Annotated in this window: 9 protein-coding genes; 2 read left to right on the top strand and 7 right to left on the bottom strand. The window is 69.5% G+C overall.

Annotated elements, in window-relative coordinates:
• Window positions 1-157: 157 nt before the first annotated feature.
• From NQO67_RS00425 to NQO67_RS00400, 6 genes are all read right to left on the bottom strand, one after another.
• Complete coding sequence (locus NQO67_RS00425; protein WP_255945141.1) at window positions 158-358, bottom strand: hypothetical protein; 201 nt, start codon at window positions 356-358, stop codon at window positions 158-160.
• Window positions 355-5,403, bottom strand: coding sequence for a DNA repair ATPase (locus tag NQO67_RS00420; RefSeq protein ID WP_255945139.1), 5,049 nt, complete (start codon window positions 5,401-5,403; stop codon window positions 355-357). Before NQO67_RS00420 ends, NQO67_RS00425 begins: the two co-directional genes overlap by 4 nt.
• 81 nt (window positions 5,404-5,484) lie before the next feature.
• Window positions 5,485-7,563 (bottom strand): SPFH domain-containing protein, encoded by a 2,079-nt coding sequence (locus NQO67_RS00415; protein ID WP_255945137.1) that lies wholly within the window; start codon window positions 7,561-7,563, stop codon window positions 5,485-5,487.
• Between the two features lie 919 nt (window positions 7,564-8,482).
• Window positions 8,483-8,983 carry a CBS domain-containing protein gene (locus NQO67_RS00410; protein ID WP_255946652.1) on the bottom strand — a complete coding sequence of 167 codons (501 nt, stop codon included), beginning with the start codon at window positions 8,981-8,983 and terminating at the stop codon, window positions 8,483-8,485.
• A gap of 128 nt (window positions 8,984-9,111) precedes the next feature.
• Window positions 9,112-10,410, bottom strand: coding sequence for an ArsB/NhaD family transporter (locus NQO67_RS00405; RefSeq protein WP_255945135.1), 1,299 nt, complete (start codon window positions 10,408-10,410; stop codon window positions 9,112-9,114).
• A gap of 155 nt (window positions 10,411-10,565) precedes the next feature.
• A complete protein-coding gene (locus NQO67_RS00400) occupies window positions 10,566-11,804 on the bottom strand; it encodes a cation:proton antiporter (protein WP_255946650.1) in 1,239 nt (412 codons plus the stop codon).
• Between the two features lie 391 nt (window positions 11,805-12,195).
• Here NQO67_RS00400 and NQO67_RS00395 point away from each other — a divergent pair, with 391 nt between their 5' ends.
• Window positions 12,196-13,257: a PucR family transcriptional regulator gene (locus NQO67_RS00395; protein ID WP_255945133.1), complete on the top strand. Its 1,062-nt coding sequence runs from the start codon at window positions 12,196-12,198 to the stop codon at window positions 13,255-13,257.
• A gap of 342 nt (window positions 13,258-13,599) precedes the next feature.
• Here NQO67_RS00395 and NQO67_RS00390 read toward each other — a convergent pair whose 3' ends face one another.
• Complete coding sequence (locus tag NQO67_RS00390; RefSeq protein WP_255945131.1) at window positions 13,600-15,030, bottom strand: endo-1,4-beta-xylanase; 1,431 nt, start codon at window positions 15,028-15,030, stop codon at window positions 13,600-13,602.
• Between the two features lie 1,056 nt (window positions 15,031-16,086).
• On the opposite strand from NQO67_RS00390, the gene NQO67_RS00385 reads away from it, so the two are divergent.
• Window positions 16,087-17,517 carry a peptidoglycan-binding domain-containing protein gene (locus tag NQO67_RS00385; protein WP_255945129.1) on the top strand — a complete coding sequence of 477 codons (1,431 nt, stop codon included), beginning with the start codon at window positions 16,087-16,089 and terminating at the stop codon, window positions 17,515-17,517.
• The last annotated feature ends 109 nt before the right edge of the window (window positions 17,518-17,626 follow it).

Raw genomic sequence — 17,626 nt, 5'->3', positions numbered from 1 at the left:
CAAGCGGGCGGCAGGGGATGCGGACGCCGGGTCGGTGTCCGGGGGTACCGGAGCGAGTGCGCCGATGACCGAGCCGGGCGGTCCTCCGGCGCACCGGCCCTGACCCCTTGGAGCGCGGCGCCGCGGACCGCCGCAGCCAGCCGTGCCGTGCGCCGCGTCATTCGCGTTCGCGCAGGAAGCGCAGCTGGTGGGCGCGAGCGCGGCGCCGGGTGTCTCGAATGCCGCGTGTGGCGGCTGCTTCGACGCGCATGGTTGCTGAGTCGCCCGCCATGCGTCGCCGGTCGCGACGGATCAGGACGGCGGTGCCCATCGCGATGATCAGGACAGCGATGGTGGCGGGTATCAGGAAGTAGATCACTTCTGCTCCTCTGGTTCGGGACATGTTCGGGCTCGCGGCACGGTCAGCAGGGTGCGCGGGTCGGTGGCGCGTGTGATCGCCGATTCGACGGCGGCGACCCGGTCGGCGAGCAGGCCGAGGGCGGCCACGAGGGACGTCTTCCGTGGGTGGGCGGGGTCGGCGGCCCGGGCGGGGGTGAGTTGTTCGTCCTCTGCTGGCTCGCCGCCCGTCTGCGAGCGCACGTAGGCGGCTTTCACCTGGGTCCAGCGGGCTTCTTGCCGGTCGGTCGGTGTGCCGCGCAGTTCGGCCAGTTTGAGGAGGTTGGCCTCGGCGGCGGTGGTCAGGGTCTGTGCCTCGGCCGTGTAGTGGTCGTCGACCACGGCTGCCAGTTCGGCGTCGTTCATGACCGGCTGGATGCGCTGGGTGATCTTGTTCAGGTTGCGGTAGGAGCCCTGGAGCAGGAAGGGCGGTTCGGTGCGTGTGGTGTCGCTCTGCGCGGCGGAGGCGAGGTAGGCGGCGTTGACGGCGAGGACCGTGGCGCGCGCGGTGAGCACATGGCGCAGGACCGCGAGAGTGCGTTCCAGTTCGGCGCGGGCGTAGGGGTGGGAGAGCCGGTCGGCGTGGGCCGTGGGGTCGTCCTCGGCGAGGCGGATCAGCAGGTCCAGGTCCGCGCGGTCCCGTTCGGCGAGCGGCGCGAGGACCGGGTTCGCGGACAGCGCGCATTCGACGAAGCTCCGTGCGAACGTGCTGTCCTTGCCGGCCAGGACGGAGCCGAGGTTCCAGATGTCGGCGCGGTTGGCGAGCATGTCGGGGACGTGGAAGCGGCTGCCGGACTCGGTGTGGGGGTTGCCCGCCATGCAGACCGCGAAGCGCTTGCCGTGCAGGTCGAAGGTGTGCGGCTCGCCGTTCAGGACTCCCTCGACGCGCCGCGTGGCGTCGCACAGCGGGATGAACTTCTGGAGCAGTTCGGCGGAGGTGTGCTGGATGTCGTCCAGGTACAGCAGGGTGTTGGAGCCCGCCGCGAGCGCGAAGTTGATCTTCTCGATCTCGTGGCGGGCGGTGGCGTTCGGGGCGTCGGCGGGATCGAGCGAGGTCGCCGCGTGGCCGAGGGCGGGACCGCTGACCTTCACCAGCAGCAGGCCCAGACGGTCGGCGACGTACTCCATGAGCGTGGTCTTGCCGTAGCCGGGTGGCGAGATGAGCAGCAGCAGGCCGCCGGTGCCGGGGCGCCCCGCGTCGCCCGTGGTGCCGAGCTGCTTGGCGAGGCTGTCGCCGATCAGCGGGAGATACACCTCGTCGATCAGCCTGGTCCGCACGAAGGCGGACATGACCCGTGGCCGGTGGGTGTCCAGGTGGAGCCGGTCGCGCTCGGCCGCCACCAGGACGGTACGGCGGTGCTGCCAGGCGCGGTGGTCGGGCACGTCGTGGGCCCGGAAGGCTTCGGTGCGGGCCAGGAACTCGTCGATGCGGAGGGTGAGTTCCCCCTGGACGATGCGGGGGTGGGTGCCGAGCAGTCCGTCGACGGTCTCCGTCAGGTCGGCGTCCGACACATGGCGCGGCAGATCAGGGCAGAGTTCTGCGGCCACCGCCTCGGCCAGGTCCTGGGGAGCGATGTGCCGGCCGAGGAAGGCACAGTACGAGGACAGCCATGCCGCCACGAGCTGTTTGCGTGCGGGCAGCTCGTCGAGGGCGGCGAGGTCGTCGTCGTACGCCGGCGTGCCCACCGCATCACGGAAGGCGTCGAGCAGTGTCCTGGCAGCTGCGCTGAGGACGAAACCGTCGGGACCACTGGTCAGTTCCTCGAAGAGGTACGCGGCGGCCGCGGCGTGCCCGGCTGGTCCGCCACCCGTCGCGCCGTGCACGGGGTGGGCCGCGCCCGTACCCGTCCGTGGCGCAGCTGCGGCAGCGCCGCCGTCCGCCGGTGCGTCAGGCACCCCCGCCCACGCGGTGATCGCCTCCGCCAGCTGGGCCCGTAGCTCGTCGATCTCCGCGGTCGGTCCGAAGGTGTCCCGTGCGCGGGCGAGGGACACCGCGCGCCGCCGCCACGTCTGCCGGGTCTCGGCGGTGGTCCCGTGCGCCCAGAACAGCTGGCCGGTGGCGCGGGCCGCGGGCTCGTGGCGCAGCGGGCCCGCGGCCTCGTGCAGCCGGAGCAGCGCGGTGAGGATCGCGGTGGCGTCGTGGTCGTGGACCCCCCGCTCGTAGCCCTCGTCGTACCGTGCCTGGGCGGTCCGGCGCACCAGGTCGGGAAGGTCGGCTGCGGCCAGCGCGGCGGACCCGTGCTCGTCGAGCAGGCAGGCGGCGAGATGCTCCGCCCGGTACACGCCGGGTGACTCGGAGGGCAGCGGGCGGTCCCGGTAGCGGTGGAAGGCGGCGGCGTCCGGTGCGGTCATCGGGGCGCGGTAGTCGGTGCCGGTCACCGCGAAGGCCAGGCCCTCGCCGTCCGGGACCAGGGCCACGTCCAGCGGCTCGGCGTTGACGGCGAAGCGGTGTCGGCCAAGGAGCAGGGTCCTACCGCCGTCGGCATACATGTCGGTGCGGTCGCGCAGCGCGCGTGCGGCTTCCCGGCGGGCGGCCTCGAGGCGGCCCGTCAGCTCCTCGGCGCGGCCCCGGTCTCCGAGATCGCGCAGTTCGTCCGCGGTGCGGCGGACCTTGGCGACCAGGGGGTCGGAGGTGAAGTAGGTGGTGACCGCTTCGGTGTCGGTGAGCGAGGCCGCACGGCCGGAGACCGTCCGGAGCACGCGGTCCGCCGCGTCCGCGAGCCGTTCGACGCGGCGGGCACGGGCGTCGGCGAGGGTCTGCCTGCGGGCGGAGAACGCCTCGTGGACCTCGGTGCGCTTGTCCGCGAGCTCGGTGCCGAAGTCGTCGAACTCGGCGAAGCGCGACTCCAGGTTCTCCAGTTGCACGAGCAGCTGCGCGAGCCGGTCGTCGCAGCGCTGCGGGGTGTCGGCGGTGGCGAGGGCGTTGCTGACGGCCTGGCCGAACAGCGAGAACTCCGCCGCGAAGGCGGCCCGGCCCTCCTGCTCCAGGAGAGCACGGCGGCGGGCGCCCAGGGTGGCCCTGGCACGGGCCAGGGCACCGACGGTCTGGGAGATCCGTTCCAGGATGCCGGTGCGGACAGTGGCGTCCTGCGTGTCGAGCCCCGTGACGATCTCCGTGACGGTTTCCAGGCTCTCGGAGAGCGCGTCGAGCCGGGCGAGAAGGGGCGCCGCCTCGGCCGTGGTGGCGATCTCGGCGGCCCGGGCGGTGAGCTGTTCGATGTCCGCGTGATGGTCGGCGAAGGCGTCCTCGCGGGCGAGGAAGGCGACCGCGCGCTGCCCGAAGGAGGCCAGGTCCGCCTCGGTCTCCGCGGCTGCCTCGTCGATCCGTGCGGTGTCCGCATACCGCATCTCTTTCAGCGTCAGCAGGTGCCCGAGGGTGCGACGCAGGTCCGTGAGCCCGGTGATCCAGGCGATGGCGGAGTGCGGAACCTCGCCGCGCAGCCGCCGGGTGAGCGCAGCCCGGCCCGCCGTGGCCTCTTCGAGTGCTTCGGCCGCCTGCCGGGTGAGGGACTGCACGGCCGCGAACTCGGCCGTCACCTGCTCGGCCGTGTCCCGCACACCGTCCAGAGGGGTGCGCAGGTCGCCGAGATCGGCGTCGCCGAGCCAGTGGTAGGAGTCGGCGACGCGGACGCAGTCGGCGACGAGCCCCTCGTACAGCTGCGTCGAGGGCGCCATCCCGGCCACCGTGCCCGCGACGGACAGGCAGTCGGAGATGCCGCGGACGAGGTCGGCGTTGCCGACGCGCGCGAGCGCCCCCGTGCCGGTGGGCGTCGCCGCGGCGTGGGTCTCGGACACGTAGGGGGAACGCCAGATCTGCGCCGGGTGCACGCGGGCGGCCTCGTCGCCCACCGTGCGCAGCACGGTCAGTGTCCCGTCGCCGGACAGCGCCCAGCCGTGGCAGGACAGCGGGGCGGCCATCTCCTTGCGGATCGTGTTGTAGGACAGCAGCAGGCTGCGGCCCTGAGCGCGGGCACGGTAGGCGAAGAGCACGTCCTCGCCATGGGGGGAACGCACCGTGCATTCGAACTCCAGGCCGCGGCTGTCCAGTTCGAAGACCTTGTGGGTGCCGTCGGCGAGGCAGTAACCGCCGGGGAAGACGATCCCCTGTCCCTCGGGCAGCAGGCGGCAGGACTGCCCGATGCCGTCGAGGCGCACGACGGTGCGGGTGAGTGTGTGGAACACCAGGTATCGGTCGGTGTCCTCGTGGTACGGGCGGACGCGCAGCAGGATCAGGGTGGCGCCGGCGCGTGCGTGGGCGATGTCGGCGTCGGCGAGGGACTGGAGGGGATCGTCGACCGGCTCGGCGTAGACACCTTGGCCCGTTCCCGTGTCGTTCTCGGCCTTGACGGTGAGAGTGCCTTCGAGGGTGTCGACGAAGACCTCGTCCTGGACGCAGACGTGCGGGTGCCGGCCGGGGATGTGGTCTTCCCTGGTCGTCACCGTCCACTTGATGTCGTGCGCCGGCGGGAGGACGTCGTCCCGTTCACCGCGGGCGTCCAGGAACGAAGCCGCGCCGTCCGCCCGGAGCGCCCATCGCAGGACCCGGATGTCATCGGCTCTCTCCCCCGTCTGGAAGAGGGCCAGCAGCCTGTCGCCGGCCCTCCGCAGCCCGAGCAGGCGCGTCTGGCGGTAGTAGCGGTACAGCGCGGTGAGTTCCCGCACGAAGTCCGGGTCGTCCAGCAGACCGGGTGCGGCATCCTCGGGCAGCCGGTTCAGCGAGCGGTCGTAAAGGGCGAAGACGTCACCGGCGGTCGCCTCCGGCGCGTCGCCGGACTCCGCGTTGTATCCGAGCAGCAGCCCCTCGCCGACAGCGACGACGGCGCGGGGCACGCAGGCCGACTCGGTGCACAGCTGTCCGGCGGCGGTGAGTTCGAGCCGCGGTGTGCCGAACTCCGCCCCGCGCCGGGTGTTCAGCGCCTCGGTGCGCCGGGTGAGTTCGGCGGCCTGCGCGGCGAGCCGGTCGCGCAGTACCTCGTAGGTGCCCACGTCGAGCCCGTGGTGCACACCGGTGTCCGGGCCGGTTGTCATGGTTCCCTCTTCCACACGTCAGGGTGCGTGATCCGGCTGCTGCCGTCCCCTGCGCGGCAGCAGCCGGATCACGCCGGCCGGTCAGACCGTGGCGCTGCCGTTCACCGCGGCGAGCGGGGTGTCGGCCAGACCCAGCTCGCCCGCCTTGTCCAGCAGTTGCTGTAGCCGGCCGGCGTCGGCCGGGTCGTGCTGCATCAGGCGCATCAGCAGCGCGGAGACGGTCAGGTTCTGCACATCGGCTGTGGACATCGAGCCCAGGACACGGCCCAGGTCGTCGGCGATGTTCCGCGTACCGTCCAGCCAGGGCTTCGCGAGCACCTGCGCGGTCTTCGAGTGCTCGATGAAGCCGTCCACGCCGCTGCCGAGCGCGATCGAGGACACCAGCCGGTCGAAGAAGACGGACTCCCCGCCGACGATGTTGATGTCGGCGTTCTCCAGACCGGTCGCGAGCACGGTGGCCTGCGCCTCGGCGACCTGCCTCTGCACATCGAGGCCGGCGAGCCGGATGTCCTTCTCGGCCTCCAGGCGCAGCCGGTACTCCTCGTGTCCGCGCGAGGCGTCGTCCAGGGCCGCCATCGCGGCGGCCTTCTCGGTCAGGCCCGCCGACTCGGCCTTCAGCCGGCTGCCGACGGCCTCCGCTTCGGCGAGCGCCTTGGCCCGCGCGCCCTCCGCTTCGGCCCGCAGTCGGGCCTCGGTGCCTTCCGCCTCCGCGCGCATCCGTGCCCCCGTGGCCTCGGCCTCGGCACGCCCGGCCTTCTCGATGACCTCGGCCTCCTTGTCGCGGACCTGGACGGCCGCGAGTCCTTCGGCGGCGGCCTCGGCCTGCGCACCCTCGGCAAGGCGCAGCTTCGCCCGGGCGTGAAGGTCGGACGCCTTGAGCCGTGCCTCGGCCAGGGTGAGTTCCTCGGCCGCCCGGTGGGTGGCTGCCTGCTCGGCGGCCTCGGCGGCCTTGATGTCCTTGACGAGTTTCTCCTGCGCCTCGGCCTCGGCGGCGATGATCACAGCCTGCCGCTGCCGCTCGGCCTCCTCGACGGCGCGCAGTTTCTTGATGGACTCCTCCTGCTCGGCGACCGTGCGGTCGACGGCGACCCGCTCGCGGATGACCTCCGCGATCTCCCGCTTCTCCGCCTCGACCTCTCTGTTGGCGGCGATGCGCGTCAGTTCGGTCTCGCGGTCCCGCGCGATGACCTCCAGCAGCCGGTCCTTCTCGATGCGCTCGTTCTCGACGGCGATGACGCGCTCGCGGTTCTTCTGCGCGACGGCGACCTCGCGTTCCTGGTTCTCCCGCTGCACACCGAGCTGCTCCTCGGTCTTCAGGAACGCGCCCTGGGCCCGCAGCCGCTCCTCCTCCACCACCCGCGCCGTCTCGGCCTCCTCCCTGGCCCGCACGGTGTCGATCTCCCGCTTCTGCTTGATCTCCGCGTCGGCCTGGCGGCGCTCCAGCTCCAGGATGGCCTCGCGGGCATCGACGTTCTGCCGGGTGATCTCCTTCTCCTCGGTGCGCTGCACTTCGTTGGTGCGCACATGCTGGTCGGCCGTGAGTTCGGTGATCTTCCGGATTCCCTGGGCGTCCAGGACGTTCGCCGGGTCGAGCTGGGTCAGCGGCGTCTGCTCCAGGTAGTCGATGGCGGCGTCCTCCAGGTGGTAGCCGTTGAGGTCGACGCCGATGAGTTCGATGATCTGGAAGCGCAGTTCCTCGCGCTTGGTGTACAGGTCGGTGAAGTCCATCTGCTTGCCGACGGTCTTCAGCGCCTCGGAGAACTTCGCGTGGAACAGTTCCTGCAGCGTGGCCTGGTCACTGGCGCGTGCGGTCCCGACGGCCTGAGCGACCTTGATGACGTCCGGGGCGGTCTTGTTGACCCGGACGAAGAACGAGATACGGATGTCCGCACGGATGTTGTCCCGGCAGATCAGCCCCTCCCGGCCGGCCCGGGTGATCTCGATGGTCTTCACCGAGATGTCCATCACCTCGGCTTTGTGCAGCACCGGCAGCACGACCTGCCCGGTGAAGCTCACATCGACCTTGCGCAGCTTGGAGACGATCAGCGCCTTGCCCTGCTCCACCTTGCGCAGCAGCCGGGAGACGACGAGCAACGAGACGATCGCGACGAGCAGGACACCAGCGACGAGTGCGCCGATGCCCACGGTGACGGCATCCATAGACATACGTCCTTGAGGCGTGAATGTGATGATACAAAGACAAAGAGGGCGAGACGACCCGTGCGACGGCTCGGGGGTGCGGCTCGGACAGCGCTTCAGACGGCCCTGCGGCCAGTGCTTCAGACGGCCCTGCGGCGCGCTCCGGTCGGTTGCCTGCGGCCCGGCCCGGGCGGCAGGCGCCAGGCGGGGCCGTCGGTATCGTGAGGCCCCCGCCCCGGACCGTCACCGGCCCAGCCTGCGATCCTGGCAGGCCGCGACGGCACCGAAGCGGCGGCGCGGTGGGCGGGCAGCGGCCGGATCATGGCGCGGACGGCGGCGGACAAGATGGTGGGAGGGTCTTCCGCTGCTACGGGAAAAGCGCGCATACCCACCCCCTGGCTCCTCGTCACCCGGCAACGGGGTCCGCGGCAGAAGCCCGGGTCCTGGTGAGGTGCCCCGTCGGCATCCCTCACCAGGACCGCTCCTCGCGTCCCCCGCACTCATCCTTCCTGTTCAGCCCGCCGGGGCGCATTGCCGGATCCCGGCAGAATCCCGCCCGACTCGTATGCCGGTTTGCCACGAAGAACGCATCGCGGGGCCGACGGGCCCCGAGGCACGGGCTTGAGCCACGCCGAGCACCGAGCAGATGGTCGTACAGGCCGAGTCCGGTGCAGAGCAGCAGCGCCGTCCGCCGACGCACAGGGTGCGCCGCCAGCTGCCCACGAGCGGGGCGAAGGCCGGCCCGAGTGTCACCAAGCGGCAGGAACCCCACCCGACCGGCCCACGGCGACATCGACGGCGGCGACCGCGACCATCCTGGCGAAGGGCAGGACGTACAGCACGGCGAGACGGCGTTTCGTTGCGGACGCGGCGCCCTCCGGAACCGGGGGCAGGACGGACCGGGCCCGGGCAACGACCACCGCAGATGACCAAGGCCCGGTCAGTCCTTGTCCAACGCCCCTCCGGCACGCAGCAGCTCCTGCAGAAGATGCGAAGCCGTGATCACACCCAGCAGGCGGCCGCTTTCCGGTTTCCGCCGGTCCGGTCCGGTCCCGTTCTTCTCGGCGACCGCCACCAGGGGGCTGTGCACCCGCGCCATCAGGGCAGCCACCTCCAAGGCGGTGTCGTCCGGGTCGACGACCGGCGGCGGTGTCGCTTCGCGGGGCAGGAAGTCCCCGACGCGGCGGCCTGCCAGAGCCCGGCACAACCGGTCGGCGTGCTTCTCGTCCACGACGGCCGCAAGCGTCGGATCCTCGATCACGTAGCCGGGCACCAGTGCCTTGACCACCTGGGACGCGGGCAGCACCGCCTGGGGCCCACCGCGCTCGTCGACCACCAGCAGGCCCGGCAGATTACGGTCGGCCATCAGCCGGGCCGCATCCATGACGTCGCTGTCGACGCTCACCATCTTGTATCCGACCGCCAGGTCACGAGCACGCACGGCGGGCTCCTCATCAGATGAAAGACGAACCTGATACCAGTTTCGTGTACCGAAAGGGGTGAGGGCGAGATCGTTGACGCGGAACATACGCCACGCGTCCCGCCGCAGGCTGCCACCGGGGCTGCCCGTCATGCGAGGGCGAAGTAGCGCAGCCACATGTAACCGGCCGAGATCGCCACGGTGACGGCGGTGACCACCAGACCGTACTTGGTGAAGTGCCAGAAGGAGATGGGCTGCCGGTTGCGTTCGGCGATACCGAGGACGACCACGTTGGCGCTGGCCCCGATGGCGGTGGCGTTGCCGCCGAGGTCCGCCCCGATGGCCAGCGCCCACCACATGGCGTGATCGGCTCCGCCGCCCATGTTCTGCACCAGGTCGCTGGTGATCGGGGCCATGGTGGCGACGTAGGGGATGTTGTCCACGATCCCGGAGAGCACCGCCGACGCCCCCAGCAGCAGCATGGAGCCGCCGAGTTCCTGATCGCCGATGGCGTCGGCGAGGACCCGCGAGACCTCACCGATGACACCGGTCTCGATCAGACCGCCGATCATGATGAAAAGCCCGGCGAAGAAGGCCAGGGTGGGCCACTCGACCTCGGTGAGGACCTCGCTGGTCTGCGCGGTGGAGACCGCGATGAGCAGTCCCGCGCCGAGCAGGGCGACGACACTGGGCTCGTAGTGCAGGACCGGGTGGAGCACGAAGCCGACGACCACCAGGGCAAGCACCGCCAGACCCTGGAGGAGGAGCCGGGGATCCCTGATCGCCTCGCGCTCCTGAAGCGCCATGACCTCCTCGGCCCGGGTCTCGTCATAGCCGAAGGATCTGCGGAACAGGAAGCGGCACAGGACGATCAGCACCACGATCAGGGCCGCGGACAGCGGAGCGAGGTGCACCAGGAAGTCGTTGAAGGTCAGGCCGGCCCGGCTGGCGATGATGATGTTGGGCGGGTCACCGACCAGGGTCGAGAGACCACCGATGTTGGAGGCCATCACCTCCGCGATCAGGAACGGCGCCGCGGGCAGCGCGAGGCGCTCGCACACCAGCAGGGTCACCGGGGCGATGAGCAGGACGGTGGTGACGTTGTCCAGCAGCGCCGAAGCCAGGGCGGTGATGACGACGAGCATGACCATCACCCGGTAGGGCCTGGCCCGCGCCCGTTTCACGGCCCAGATCGCCAGGTACTCGAACAGGCCGGTCCTCTTGAGCACCCCGACGATCATCATCATCCCCATCAGCAGGAAGATGACGTTCCAGTCGATGCCGCTGTGTTCGGAGAAGAAGGCCGACTTGTCGTCCGTCGCACGGATCGCCAGCATCAGCGCGGCGCCGCCGAGCGCCGCCGCCACGCGGTGGATCTTCTCGCTGATGATCAGACCGTAGGTGACGACGAAGACGACGACCGCCGCCCAGCTCTGCCAGTCGTTCATGTTCCTCCCATGTGCTGTTCCGGGACGGACGGTGATCGCCTCGCGCCCGCCGGACGTGACGGCCTGAGCCGGTGACGACGGTGTGGACCGGCGGGTGCCGCATGCCCCGTCACCGGGGCCGGCCGGTGGGCGCGTGCGGACCGGACCCGGCAGGCTCACACAGCGGAGGCATGACCCACCTCCGCGGCGGCTCGCCGTGCGGTGTCACCGCCGTCCACACCGGCGAGGTCGCCGACGTGGAAGAGGCGGGCTATCGGCACGTCGGTGGAGCTGTGCGCGACGATCGAGAAGGCGATGCACACGGCGATGAGGGTGAACGCCTGCTCGCCCTGCGGAATGCCGGCCTGTAGCACCAGCAGCCCGTACACCACCGAGGCGAAGCCTTTCGGGCCGAACCACGCCGCCACCAGCTTCTCCTGACGCGGCAGCCGCGCACCGAGCAGCGAGAGCAGCAGGGAAACCGGGCGGATCAGCACGATGGCGAGAGCGACCGCGACATAGCCGCCCCAGGACAGGTCACCGAACAATCGCGGTGTCAGCAGGGCGCCGAACACCAGCAGACCGGCGAACTTGGCGAGCTCCGCCAGCGCCTCCCCGAGCGGTTCGAAGGCGTCCCGGCCCTCCGGGGAGCGGGCGGCGAGCACGGCACCTGCGGAGAACGCCGCCAGGTACGGGTTGGCATGGGTGAGGTGGCACATCGCGTAGAGGATCACGCCCACCGCAAGGGGCAGCAGCGGCTGGAGCCTGGCCTCGGCACCAAGCAACCGGAACCGCACGAGTCCGATCACCACCAGAGGCAGCACGCCTCCGAAGACCAGCCCGAGGACCAGCTCCAGTGCGATCCTCGCCAGCGAGTCCTCGGCATGCCCGGAGGCCGGACCGACCGCGGCAATCAGGATGAGGACGACCGGCAGGGCCAGCCCGTCGTTGATACCGCTCTCCACGTTCAAGAGCTGCCGCAGCTTCGCCGGAACGTCCTTGCGTCCGACGATCGCCGAGGCGAAGACCGGATCGGTGGGGGCCAGTACAGCGCCGACGAGGAAGGACGTCGTCCAGTCAAGACCCACCAGGAAGTGAGCGACCAGTCCCATACCGGCGAACGCCAGCGGCATGCCGAGCCCGAGCGCGCGAGCCGGGTGCTTCCAGTTCTCGCGCAGCTTCGGGAAGGACACATGCATCCCGTCGGTGAACAGCACCGCGAACAGCGCCAGGTCGGCCGTCATGGACACGATCTCGCTGTCGGGCGTGATGTGGATCAGCCCGAGGAACCCGTCGCTGACGAGCGCTCCACCGAGCAGGAAGAGAAACGAGGTCGACAGGACGGTCCGGGCCGCGAGGCCCGACAGCAGCACCGCGACAAGCAGCGCTACCCCGAAGACGACGACGAGCACCATGGGCACGACCTCCGGTCCGGCGAAGAGACTTCTGTCAAGATCGCCGACCAGGCTTCCCGGCACACCGCTGGGAACAGTACATGATTTTTACGCCGCACTGACATGTTCTTTGCGAGCACATAGAAGGCATGAAGACTGCCGGATTCCGGCATAGTGCGACGGTCGCGCCCGTGCTTGGGCGGCGGTCTACCGATCGCGCCCGCAACGGCATGAGCGCTTTTCTGCCCGACGGGGGGTGCATCGCGCCGTTGAGGGCGACCGGGACTCACTTGCCCCGTCAGCATCGGCGTGTTGCGGGTTTCCGGCAAGGTCGTTGCGCCGCGAGGTCTCGCCTCCCCGGCGTATGCGCTAGAAATGCGTCAAGAGTGCTGCACGGCATCCGGGAGTGTGCATGGCGGGGCGAGACATATCCGATGAGTACCTGGAGGGGTATGCCCGCATCCTCGCGGAGGCCTCCGCGACGGGCCGCCGCCTCACCCGGGACGAACTCGACTCACGTCGAGTCCTGGGCGAGCAGGCCGCGGAAGCAGGGCTCGGGCTGCGCGCTCTCGTCGGCGCGCACTTCGCGGCCACTCGAGCACACTGGCCGACCGGCAGTCCCGCCCTCGTGGACAGCGTGCTGGCCGCCGCGGCCCAAGCCGTCGACGCGTTCACCGAAGGCTACGAGCGGGCCCAACGGCACGCCGTACGCCAGGAGGAAGCCGCCCGCCGCGAGTTCATCGACGACCTGCTGTACGGCCGCAGCGACCTGGGACTCCTGGCCCAGCGCGCGGAACGGTACGGACTGCGCCTGTCGTACGAGCACGCGGTCGCCGTGGCCCGCGGCAGGAGCGCCCATGGCGAAGGAGACGCCGTGCCCCGGGAAGTCGAACAGGCGATGATCAGCCGTTTCGGCGACCGCAGCATCCTGCTCACCACCAAGGACGGCCGGCTCGTCTGCGTCGCCCCCGGCGACCAGGACGACATCCTGGCGCACTTCGCCAAACAGGCGTTCGCCGCCACCAGCGGCGGACAGGTGGCAATCGGCCGCCCGCACCCCGGCGCGGCCGGCGTCGTGCAGTCCTATGAGGAGGCCCTGAACGCCCTCGACCTGGCCGAACGCCTGGAACTCGACGATCCGGTCCTGCACTCCGCCGACCTGCTCGTCTACCCCGTCCTCACCCGTGACCGGCAGGCCATGGCAGACCTGGTGCACAGCGCCCTCGGCCCGCTGCGCGAGGCCCGCGGCGGCGCTCAGCCCTTTCTGGACACCCTCACCGCCTACTTCGACTCCGGCTGCGTGGCAGCGGAAGCAGCCCGTCGACTGTCACTGAGCGTGCGCGCCCTCACCTACCGCCTGGAACGCATCCAGAAGCTCACCGGCTCGAACCCTGCCGACCCCGTGCACCGCTACACGCTACAGACCGCCGTCATCGGCGCCCGACTACTGGACTGGCCGGCACAATCCCTCTGAAGACACCGCCCCCCGGCGCCTGTAATGCCGCACGCCCTGAGGTCCCGCCCTGCCGGATCGAGCGCCGTGCCTGCGGAAAAGCCCATCCGCGCTGGTGAAGGGCCTGGCTGAACGATGACAGCGCGAGCTACAGCGACGACTTTTCGAGCGGCACAGGAGCAAGCTCAGTCCAACGTCACCGCCTCGACGGGCGCCGGACTCACCGCAGCGAGCATGCCGACCGCCAGGGTCGCCGCCGGCAAGGCGGCGACCCTGGACCATCAACGCTGTTTTCGTGGAGGGGCGGGAGAAGTCTCACCGTAGGTCTTCATCCATGCCCCTATTCGTCTGCGGCAGGCCCGATCAGCTGAGGGTCCAGCTCTGGTTGCTGCCGCCCGAGCAGGAGTAGAGCTGGATCAGGGTGCCATTGGCGGTACCTGTTCCGACGGCGTCGAGGCAGAGGCCGGACTGGACGCCGACGATGGATCCGTTGGAGTTGACGGTCCATTTCTGGTTGTCGCCGCCCCAGCAGCTGTAGATCTGGACCTTGGCGCCGTTGCCTGTGCCGGCGGCGTCCAGGCACTTGTTGCCATAGACCTTGAGTTCGCCGTTGGAGGTCTGCTCCCACTGCTGGTTGGTGCCGCCATTGCAGTCGTACAGCTGGACCTGGGTGCCGTCAGTGGTACTGGAGTTCGGCACGTCCAGGCAGCGGCCTGAAGCGACGCCCTTGATCCCACCGGAATCCCCGGGGGGCGTCGTGGTCGAGCCGCCGTTGAGCGCATTGAGGACGGAGGTGTAGGCAGCCTTCTTGCTGCCGTCGTTGTTGAACAGCAGCGGCGTGTCCTGCGACCGCCAGGAGTCGCTGTCGCGCACGCCCCAGACGGTGATGCCCAGGCAGCGCGAGACGGCCAGGCAGTCGTTGGTCACGTTGGCGTAGGTACTGGCCGAGGCGCCCTGGATGTCGAGTTCGGTGATGGCCACGTCGACGCCGAGGGCGGCGAAGCTCTGCAGGGTGGTGCGGAAGTTGCTGTTGTAGGGGCTGCCGCTGTTGAAGTGCGACTGGAAGCCGACGCAGTCGATGGGTACACCGCGCGACTTGAAGTCCTTGACCATGTTGTACACGCCCTGGGTCTTGGCCCAGGACCAGTTCTCGATGTTGTAGTCGTTGTAGCAGAGCTTGGCGTTCGGGTCGGCCTGACGCGCGGTTTTGAAGGCGACCTCGATCCAGTCATTGCCGGTGCGCTGCAGGTTGGAGTCGCGCCGGCCTCCCGAGCCGTCGTCGGAGAAGGCCTCGTTCACGACGTCCCACATGGCGATCTTGCCCTTGTAGTGGGACATGACGCCGTTGATGTGGTTGATCATCGCCGAGCGCAGCGAGCTGCCGCTCATGTTCTGCATCCAGCTGGGCTGCTGGGAGTGCCAGGCCAGGGTGTGGCCGCGCACCTGCATTCCGTGCTGGACCGCCCAGTTGTAGACGGTGTCACCGGCGCTGAAGTTGAACTGATTCTGGTAGGGCTCGGTGGCGTCGATCTTCATCTCGTTCTCGGCCGTCACCATGTTGAACTCGCGGCCGGCGATCGACGTGTACGTCGAGTCGTTCAGCCTGCCCGAGGCGATGGCGGTGCCGAAGTAGCGGCCGCTCTGCGCCGCCGCGGCGCCGAGCGTGCTCTCGGCGGCCTGTGCGCTCGGCGGCGTGATGAGTGCGGCGACGGCACCGAGGGCGACGAACGACGCCAACAGCAGGCCGCGGGCTTTCCGCCGGGGTGCGGGTCTGAGACGGGCAAACGAGGTCATGACTATGCCTCCAAGGTAGGGATCACGAAAGGACTGAAGCGCGAGGGATTGCATCGTCCGCTCGCACTCGGCAGACGGACGGGGTGGGCCGAAGCCCGGGCAACACGGAGTCACCGGACACCACGGTCATGGGACCGGGACGGTCTCAACCGGCACAAGCCGCACCCGGTCGGCCGTCGGGTGACGTACGGCGGTGGCCGTGTTCGACACAGGCACGGGGATACTCCATCGCGGCTCAGCCGGGGGCCGCCGCGCGGCATCGCGTACCTCTCCACTTGCGCGAAGAGCCAGGATGCGTTGGTGCGAACCTCACCGGAACGAAACGGGGTGGCGCAGGTGCTGTGGTGCGTGGATCTGCCGTGCAATACGGATTGCCCAGGGTCGATGTCGTTCGAAATTTCGAAGTACGGTCGGCTTCCCAGACAGAGATGATTGAGCCACTGGAGATGGATCGTCAATACTCTCGCCGAAAGAATTTCCGCTCTTCATCCGAAACTTTTCGAAAGCCGGGCCGGGAAGGCTGCGGTGTCTGCGCAGCCGCCGTCGGCGACGGCCAAGGGTGCGGGGAGCCGGAAACCATGTCGCCCGGTTTGACCTGCTGCTTCGGATCCCGCTCCGCAAGTACGAACATGCTGCTTGACCTGGGCGGACGGGATAATCGGCACCCGCACCTGTTCAGCGTCGCGAACCAGCCGTTCCCCTGGGCCGTGGTTCGCCTGACGTGGACGGGCCCGTGAGGAACGCCCACCGTCCCGTATCCGGCGGCCCGGGCCCGGGAGTACATCAGCGTGATGGTTGCGCTCTGGATGGTTGCACTCTGGGTGGTGCCGAAGTCGACGCCGGCTTGGCGGACGGCTGCGACGAGGACCTTCAGGATGTCGTTATGCACCGCGGCCGGCTCGGGAGGTGCGACAGCAAGATGCGGAAGGCGCAGCGTCGGGCACGGAGTCACGGTCGTTTGATGGCCGAAAACGAGTTACACACGAGCCACGCGAAGGCATGTACTGCTGCTGATGTGTTCGCGGCCCGAATGACAGATGAGGCAGGGAGTCCAACGTGTTGAACCGAAGATCCTTCATGCTCGCCGCGGCGGCTGGCCTCGCCACGGCGGGCACCTGGGCGGGTGGTACCACCGCGTCGGCCGCGGCACCCTCCGCGTCGGCGGGCTTGACCGACCCGTTCGATCTCAACGTGGCGTCCAAAGAGTACATTCGCGAGAAGAGGCTCTTCAACAATACGATTTTGCAGTCCTTCGCCTTCGACGACGTCCACCTCTGCATCTACGCGGTGCAGTTGATGGAAGGCGGGATTCAGCTCCCGGGCGAACCGGGCGTCGTCTCCGGGACCGAGCGCAGTGCCCGAGGCGACATGTGCCTTACGAAGCTGTCGCTCAGCGGCAGCGTGCTGGGCCACATGTATCTGCGCGGCTTCGGCCATGGGGCCTCCATGGGCGTCGAACCCGAGGGCGACACCTCGTACATCTGGACCGAGGCGGACGCCAATCCGGAGACCGGCTACGGCCGGGCTGTCGCCCGCTTCCCCTTCTCCAACGGGCAGGTCCTGGACAGCAGCTTGGCGGACAAGATCTACGTCATGCCCGGCTCGACCAGTAACCGGCCCGCCATTGATGTCTCCAGCGGCCGGCTGGTGGTGCAGTACATGCTCGACGAGGGCAACTACCGCTACCGCGTTCTGGATCTGGACCAGGCCAAGTCGGGCGATCTGAGCCCCACCTACGATCTGCCGCGTATCGGCATCGCCGACACCGAAACCCCCCAGGGTCTGGCCGTGCTCGGCGACTACCTCTACCAGATGACCGGCACCCACTACACCAGCGAGAGCGGCGACAACCCGCCGTCCGGGCGCGGCGACACCTATCTGACGACGGTGCACATGCCGACCCAGCAGGTAGTACAGCGGTCAAAGACGGAGGCCGGATACTCACTCAACTACCGTGAACCCGAAGGTCTCGCCATCCGACTGGGCGTCTCCCCCGCCCAACTGCACATGGGCTTCGCCTCTGGCGTGTCGGGCGACCGCCTGTACAGCTTCTTCTACAAGCCGCACCCGGACCAGGGCAGCGTCACCTGGCCCACCGTGAGCCCAGGCGCCCAGGGAACCGACGTGTACACCATCCAGTTCCTGCTCACCCATCACGGCTTCGCCACCACCGCCGACGGCATCTTCGGTCCCGCCACCGAGGCGAGCGTCAAGAGCTTCCAGCAGGCCAACGGGCTGAGCCCCACCGGAAGCGTAAGCCCCGACAGCTGGCCGGACCTGATCGCCACGGTGCGTCAAGGCGACACCAACAAGGCGGTGAGCGGCGTCCAGCACCAGCTCAACAAGCACGGCGCTGCCTTGACCGTCGACGGCCAATTCGGCTCGCTCACCTACAACGCCGTCGTCGACTTCCAATCAGGCCACGGTCTCACGGTCGACGGCGTCGTCGCGCCGACCACATGGCTCTATCTGACCGGGACGGCGTGATGACGGCTGCGCCACCAACACACGCGAACCCCGCCCGCGCCCTGCGGGCGCTGCTCACCGACCCAGCCGTGCCGATCAACGCCTCGGCCTGTGCGGTGATCTCCCTCTC

It is taken from the genome of Streptomyces odontomachi, from assembly GCF_024435355.1.
Classification (GTDB): Bacteria; Actinomycetota; Actinomycetes; order Streptomycetales; family Streptomycetaceae; genus Streptomyces; species Streptomyces odontomachi.
Note: the sequence above shows the minus strand (reverse complement) of the source record. Positions and strands in the feature narration are given on the sequence as shown.